The sequence below is a fragment of the uncultured Marinobacter sp. genome (assembly GCF_963974375.1).
In the GTDB taxonomy this organism is placed as follows: Bacteria; Pseudomonadota; Gammaproteobacteria; order Pseudomonadales; family Oleiphilaceae; genus Marinobacter.
In genome coordinates this window covers 1-6,069 of the sequence record NZ_CAXBDN010000264.1, presented here as the reverse complement: position 1 = coordinate 6,069, position 6,069 = coordinate 1, and the positions used below count along the sequence as shown (strand labels likewise).

Genomic DNA, 6,069 nt, shown 5'->3' with positions numbered 1-6,069 from the left:
TAAACAAAAGCGAACATTCGATTTTATCTTAATAATTCGATAGAAACGCGTAAACCGCTACAGGGCTTAGTCGAAAAGCTGATTTTACCTTCATAGCGAGTCACTATATCTCGAACGATAGCAAGGCCGAGACCGTGCCCAGGTGTTTGCTCATCTAGCCGCAGACCCCTTTGGCCCAAACTGGCTAAATCCTTGTGATTAACCCCTGGGCCATCATCAGCAACAACTATTCGCTTGAAGCCGCTGCCTTGTTCCACAGAGAGCTCTACGCATCTCGAAGACCATTTGCCAGCATTGTCGAGTAAGTTGCCCAATACTTCATTTAGATCATGTTCTTCTATCGGCCATCGGCTGTCTTCAGGCAGAGAACTCGATAGTTCAAACGACTTTTCCGGATATAAACGACCGAGCATCCACAAAAGATCCCGTGCCTGTTTTATGGGGTAGGCGCTTTTTCCAATCTGGGGCCCTGCAAAACGGCTTCGACGCATTTCAGCTTCTAATTGCCTGTCGATATCGCTTAGTCGCTCCACCATCTGGCGCCTTAGATTGGTGTCGAGAGGACGTGTGTCGTCTTCCAGTATCTGCCGGACGGCTGCGATGGGGGTTTTGACGCTATGAGACAGGTTTGCGAGAGCGTCCCTGGAGCGCTCCAGTCGCTGATCTAAGGAGTCCAGCAACTGATTTAGTTGAAGAACCAGCGGGTGGAACTCCTCTGGCGACTGAACGTTGATTCGGGAGATCTCTCCGTCCTGGAGTCTTTTTAATGCGGCTTTGAGTGTGACAACCGGTCGCATGGACATCGTGATTCCGAACCAGAGCACGGCGACCAAGAGCATAATCAACAGAACTGATACTACGGCGGTCCAGGCATGAAGTGCAGCTTGGCTGCGTTTCAGCGCACCCAGATCTTCAGAAACGATTACGACGATGGGTGTTTCACCGACCTGAAAAGACTTTCGGTAGGCGAGGATGTCTAAGGGAGTATCAGTGGTTTCGGCATCTTCTACGCGAACGGTTCCGTCTTCTTCGTTTTCAATCAGAGGCGTTAACAAGGGCTCCCAAGTATCGGGTGAAATGATGGTCTGTTCGGGTGTATGTATGGCAAAGGCATGATGAAAAACATCCTGTAAATAATCGCCCGTCTGGAGAGTGTCAACTTCACCATTCGCGTCGCGAATCTGGTGCTCAAGGAAAACGACTTCATCTTTCAGTCGGCTTTCAACGAATTCCCGAGACATTCGGTCGAGCAGCAAGCCATGGACCAACCACGCCACCCCCATTAGACCAATTCCGGCGGGCAGTAACAGCGCAAGCAAGGTTCCTTTTACGGACGCAGGCTTTTTAAGGAATCGCATTAAAAATGTACCCCTGGCCGCGTCGTGTTGAGATGGTTTCGCTGCCCACTAGCTTCCTTAACCTCCGAATATACGCCTCAATGACGTTTTCGCTCGGGCTATCATTCAAGTTGTAAAGCTGTTCCATTAGTTGTTCTTTGGAAAAGACGTGGCCAGGGCGGCTCATCAAACAACGTAGCAGCCGGAATTCGGTGCCGGTAAGTGTATGTTCCACGCCGTCGTCCATCTTGAGACTCTGGCGGTTTTCGTCCAGTTCAAAGCGGCCGGCTTTAACCTGAGCATGGACCCTTCCTTCACTTCGACGCACGAGTGCGTTGAGGCGTGCGATTAGCTCTTCTGTCTGAAAAGGTTTTGCCAGGTAATCGTCTGCCCCGGCTTTTAAGCCGTTAACCTTATCCTGCCAATCGCCTCTCGCGGTCAGAATCAAGACCGGACAGCTGACGTGATTCGTTCGCCACTTTCTCAATACGTCCAGCCCGTTGCCATCAGGTAGACCCAGGTCCAGAACAACAGCACGGTAATCCTCTTGCTCACCCAGAACGACGGCTTCTCGGGCACTGGGACTTGTATCAACGCTGAAACCTGCTTTTCCCAACTGCCTGACCAGACCCTCAGCAAGCAAGCGGTCATCTTCGACGAGCAGTAAACGCATGAGTCTTTCCTTCTCTGTATGGTCCGCAGTCGAAAGTGTGACTGATTAACCTGAATTCAGCCTGAACGGAAAATAGTTCGAGTTATTCAGAAAGAATTCAGGTTAGTGAGAGAAGATAACAACCGATTCTGGACATTGCTCAAGATTGGGGCTGAATCCTGCAGTGTTTTTCGAGCAATATTTTACAGAGGATAAAAAGATGAATGCATCAAAACTATTCGTAGCGGGTATGGCGTTTTCAATGTCGGCAACAGCGTTTGCGGCTGGCGCCCATGATGGTGGCCACGGGCACGGCGCTACAAGCGGTGAACCTGGCAAAGCGTCGGAGGCCAGCCGAACCGTAACTGTCGAGATGTACGACAACTACTACGAACCCGAAGAAATCAGTGTAAAGCCGGGTGAAACCGTTCGCTTCGTGGTGGAGAACAAGGGAAGCCTCGTCCATGAGTTCAGTGTTGGCACTCCCGACATGCACGAAGCTCATCAAGAGAAAATGATGATGATGGTTGAGCATGGCGTCATCCAGGGCGGCAAGCTGAACCACGACATGATGAATATGGATATGGGGAATGGCCATTCCATGAAGCATGACGACCCGAACAGCGTGTTGCTGGAACCGGGCCAAAGTAAAGAAGTGGTATGGAAGTTCTCTGATAAAGGCAATATCGAATTTGCCTGCAACGTGCCGGGCCACTATCAGGCCGGGATGTACGGAGAGGTCAATTTCGAGTAACTCGCTTAACTGAGGTCCGCGAGCGCGGGGCTGAGACACGTTTCTCGGCCCGGCTTCAATGACGTGTAGTTCGGAGCAACACAGATGAAACCACGCTTTTTGACAGGGCTTTTGAGCCTGCTGATGCCAGCCATGGTTCTGGCCGGCGAATACGACCTTACGGTCGACCGGGTAAAAATTGATACCGGCGATTTTGTGAAGGAAGGCATTGGATACAACGGCGCATCTCCGGGACCGGTAATGCGTTTCAAGGAAGGCGAGAACGTCCGGATCAACGTGACCAACAACCTGGATGAGATGACGTCCATTCACTGGCACGGCCTGATCCTTCCTTTTAACCAGGACGGTGTGCCTGGTATCAGTTTCCCGGGCATCAAGCCGGGTGAAACCTTTACCTATGAGTTTCCTATCCAGCAGGCAGGCACCTACTGGTTCCACAGCCACTCTGGTTTTCAGGAGCCGGACGGCGCCTATGGTGCCATTGTGATCGAACCGGAAAAACGTGAGCCGTTTCGTTATGACCGCGAGTACGTGGTGCAGTTGACTGACAAGCACCCCCATTCCGGTGACCGCATCATGCGCAACCTGAAAATGATGCCGGACTATTACAACCGCGAGCAGCAAACCGTGGGCGAGTTTTTCTCGGACGCGTCAAAGAATGGCCTGATGAATACGGTCCGAGACCGGATGGCCTGGGGCGACATGCGCATGATGAAAACGGACGTTGAGGACCTGCAAGGCTTTACGGGTCTGATCAACGGTAAGGGGCCGGACCAGAACTGGACTGGGCTTTTTGAGCCGGGCGAACGCATCCGGCTGCGATTCATCAACTCTTCGGCCATGACCTACTTTGATATCCGGATTCCTGGTCTGGATATGACCGTCGTTCAGGCCGATGGCAACAACGTTCAGCCCGTTAGTGTCGATGAATTCCGGATTGGTGTAGCGGAAACCTACGACGTGATCGTACGTCCGAAGGATGAGCAGGCGTACACCATCTTCGCCGAATCCATGGGACGTTCCGGATACGCCAGGGCAACACTGGCCCCCGAAGAGGGCATGGAAGCGGCAGTGCCGCAACTGCGTGAAGCTGCCCGACTGACCATGGCTGATATGGGCGGTATGCCTGGTATGGACCATGGCAGCATGGCGGGCATGGATCATGGGAACATGGATATGGACAGCTCAGAAGATATGTCCGGGATGGATCACTCCTCAATGGAGGGAATGGACCACTCCAACATGGACAGCATGGATCATTCCAACATGGAAGGCATGGATCATGGTTCCATGGCGATGGGAAAAGGCGGCCAAAGCGACCCCTTTTACGCCAAGGGAAGTGGCCTTGTACCCACGGCAGCCAATGGCGGCAAGTTCCTGTCCTATGCTGACCTGAAGGCCCAAGATCCACTGTATGAAGACCGCGAACCGACCCGGGAAATTGAGCTTCGTTTGACCGGCAATATGGAGCGTTATACCTGGAGCATTAATGGCGTCAAGTACGAAGACGCAGACCCAATTCGTCTCAAATACGGTGAGCGAGTTCGCTTCAAATTCGTGAACGAGACCATGATGACTCACCCTATGCACCTGCACGGTATGTGGTCCATTCTCGATGTTGGTGCAGACCAATGGAACCCGATCAAGCACACGGTCAGTGTGCAGCCAGGCACCACGGTTTACATGGAAACCGAGGTCGACGCGCCCGGCCAGTGGGCGTTCCACTGTCACCTGTCCTATCACGCGGCCGCTGGTATGTTCCGCAAGGTAATTATTGAAGGTGGGCCAGATTCAACGCAGGCCAAAACAGACGTGATTGCTGAAGATGGAGGTGAGGCATGAGTTGTATTCGATCACTTGTCGCCGTCAGTTTTCTTGCCTCTATTGGTGTCACAACGGCGGTGACAGCTCAGGAAATGATTTCCGACACCACGGCTCGTAAACAGCCGCTCACAACCTGGGGCGTTCAATTCGAGGAATTTGAGTACCGCTACAGCGACGATGGCGAGGAGCTGGGCGTCTGGAATGCGGATGCCTTCTATGGCACTGACGATTTTAAAGTCCGGTTGCTCACAACCGGCGAATACGAAATAGAGGAGCAGGCCTACGAAACGCTGGAAAACCAGTTGGTCGGCCAGATCCCCATTTCCAAGTTCTTCGATGCCAAAGCGGGTGTTCGCTTCGACACCCCTGAAGGACCGGATCGCACTTATGCCGTGTTGGGTGTCGCTGGGCTTGCACCGCAATGGTTTGAGGTTGACGCCAACCTGTATGTGAGCAATGAAGGTGAGACGTCCGCTGAACTGGACGCAGAGTATGAATTATTGCTAACCAATTATTGGATCCTAGAGGCGACACTGGATGCGACGGTCGCGTTCAGTGAGGATCGTGAAATTGGCGTTGGCAAAGGTCTGGTCTCCACCGAAGCTGGGCTGCGTCTGCGTTATGACTTGGTTGATCGCGCCTTTTCACCCTATGTCGGTGTGGTGCATGAACGAAAATACGGCGATACCGCAGATCTAGCTGAAACCGGCGGCGGAAGCACAGAAGACTGGTTTGCTGTGATCGGCGCTCGAATCGCCTTCTGACGTTGATGCTAACGGGCCATGGGGAAACCCATGGCCTTTTTTCGTCTATGATTTGATGTAACTCAAATTCACCGAAAGCATGTGTCCATTTTCAGTCGCAGTTCAGGTTGAAGTGTTTTGATACAGGGAGAAGTCATCAGGAAGAGAGGTGTCACCCCATGACCAAAGCACACAAAGCAACCAACCAGGAGCAGTTTTTGTTGCGCCGAAAAATGACCGTCGAGGGGCTTGGAGAGGATCAGTGGGAGGGGCTCATCCACGATCTGAATCACCACCCATGCGTTGATTTCGCCGAGCGTAAGCCAAATGGCACATTGCAGGTGACGTACGATGGAACCCACTGGTCCGTCGATGAATTACTGGAACTGATCAAGGCTTACGGTGGCCGATTGAAAACCGGATGGTGGACCCGGCGCAAACTGGCCTGGTACCGGTTTACCGACGACAACGTCCGGGCAAATGCCAAGCATGAGCCGTTCTGCTGTTCCAAGATTCCACCCATGAAAAAATAAGAGGAGATTGAATGAGCAGGGAGGAAGATCGAAGCACTCGCTACCAGGAAGGTAGTCTCACTCTGCCAGGGACGGTGATGCTGGGTACCGGCGTCATGATTGGCGCCGGTATTTTTGCTCTGACCGGGCAGATGGCCCAGATGACCGGTGTGCTATTCCCGCTGGCCTTTCTCGCTGCAGCGGTGATTGTGAGCTTCAGCGCCTATTCCTACATCAAGATCTCCAA

General features: G+C 52.7%; 6 protein-coding genes and 1 pseudogene. 5 read left to right on the top strand and 2 right to left on the bottom strand.

The genetic code is table 11. From position 1 onward, the window contains the following. Nucleotides 1-23 precede the first annotated feature (23 nt). The gene (locus AAC035_RS17725; protein ID WP_339806420.1) at nt 24-1,358 is read right to left on the bottom strand and encodes an ATP-binding protein; all 1,335 of its coding nucleotides are present in this window, start codon (nt 1,356-1,358) and stop codon (nt 24-26) included. Continuing rightward, nucleotides 1,345-2,010, bottom strand: coding sequence for a response regulator transcription factor (locus tag AAC035_RS17720; protein WP_096006454.1), 666 nt, complete (start codon nt 2,008-2,010; stop codon nt 1,345-1,347). The genes AAC035_RS17725 and AAC035_RS17720 overlap by 14 nt, the downstream gene beginning before the upstream one ends. Nucleotides 2,011-2,209: 199 nt before the next feature. Here AAC035_RS17720 and AAC035_RS17715 point away from each other — a divergent pair, with 199 nt between their 5' ends. The 5 genes and pseudogenes from AAC035_RS17715 to AAC035_RS17695 form a co-directional block, all read left to right on the top strand. Beyond that, nucleotides 2,210-2,743 carry a cupredoxin domain-containing protein gene (locus AAC035_RS17715; protein WP_339806418.1) on the top strand — a complete coding sequence of 178 codons (534 nt, stop codon included), beginning with the start codon at nt 2,210-2,212 and terminating at the stop codon, nt 2,741-2,743. Nucleotides 2,744-2,827: 84 nt separating this feature from the next. Further along, nucleotides 2,828-4,585 carry a copper resistance system multicopper oxidase gene (locus AAC035_RS17710; protein WP_228247647.1) on the top strand — a complete coding sequence of 586 codons (1,758 nt, stop codon included), beginning with the start codon at nt 2,828-2,830 and terminating at the stop codon, nt 4,583-4,585. Continuing rightward, nucleotides 4,582-5,331, top strand: coding sequence for a copper resistance protein B (locus AAC035_RS17705; protein ID WP_339806417.1), 750 nt, complete (start codon nt 4,582-4,584; stop codon nt 5,329-5,331). Before AAC035_RS17710 ends, AAC035_RS17705 begins: the two co-directional genes overlap by 4 nt. A 158-nt stretch (nt 5,332-5,489) precedes the next feature. After that, nucleotides 5,490-5,843 (top strand): hypothetical protein, encoded by a 354-nt coding sequence (locus AAC035_RS17700; RefSeq protein WP_048496392.1) that lies wholly within the window; start codon nt 5,490-5,492, stop codon nt 5,841-5,843. Nucleotides 5,844-5,854: 11 nt separating this feature from the next. Then, nucleotides 5,855-6,069, top strand: a pseudogene (locus AAC035_RS17695) (amino acid permease); the annotation flags it as partial.

Coding starts and splice junctions, on each gene's coding strand:
- AAC035_RS17725 (WP_339806420.1), bottom strand. CDS start 1,358: ATGCGATTCCTTAAAAAGCCTGCGTCCGTAAAAGGAACCTTGCTTGCG.
- AAC035_RS17720 (WP_096006454.1), bottom strand. CDS start 2,010: ATGCGTTTACTGCTCGTCGAAGATGACCGCTTGCTTGCTGAGGGTCTG.
- AAC035_RS17715 (WP_339806418.1), top strand. CDS start 2,210: ATGAATGCATCAAAACTATTCGTAGCGGGTATGGCGTTTTCAATGTCG.
- AAC035_RS17710 (WP_228247647.1), top strand. CDS start 2,828: ATGAAACCACGCTTTTTGACAGGGCTTTTGAGCCTGCTGATGCCAGCC.
- AAC035_RS17705 (WP_339806417.1), top strand. CDS start 4,582: ATGAGTTGTATTCGATCACTTGTCGCCGTCAGTTTTCTTGCCTCTATT.
- AAC035_RS17700 (WP_048496392.1), top strand. CDS start 5,490: ATGACCAAAGCACACAAAGCAACCAACCAGGAGCAGTTTTTGTTGCGC.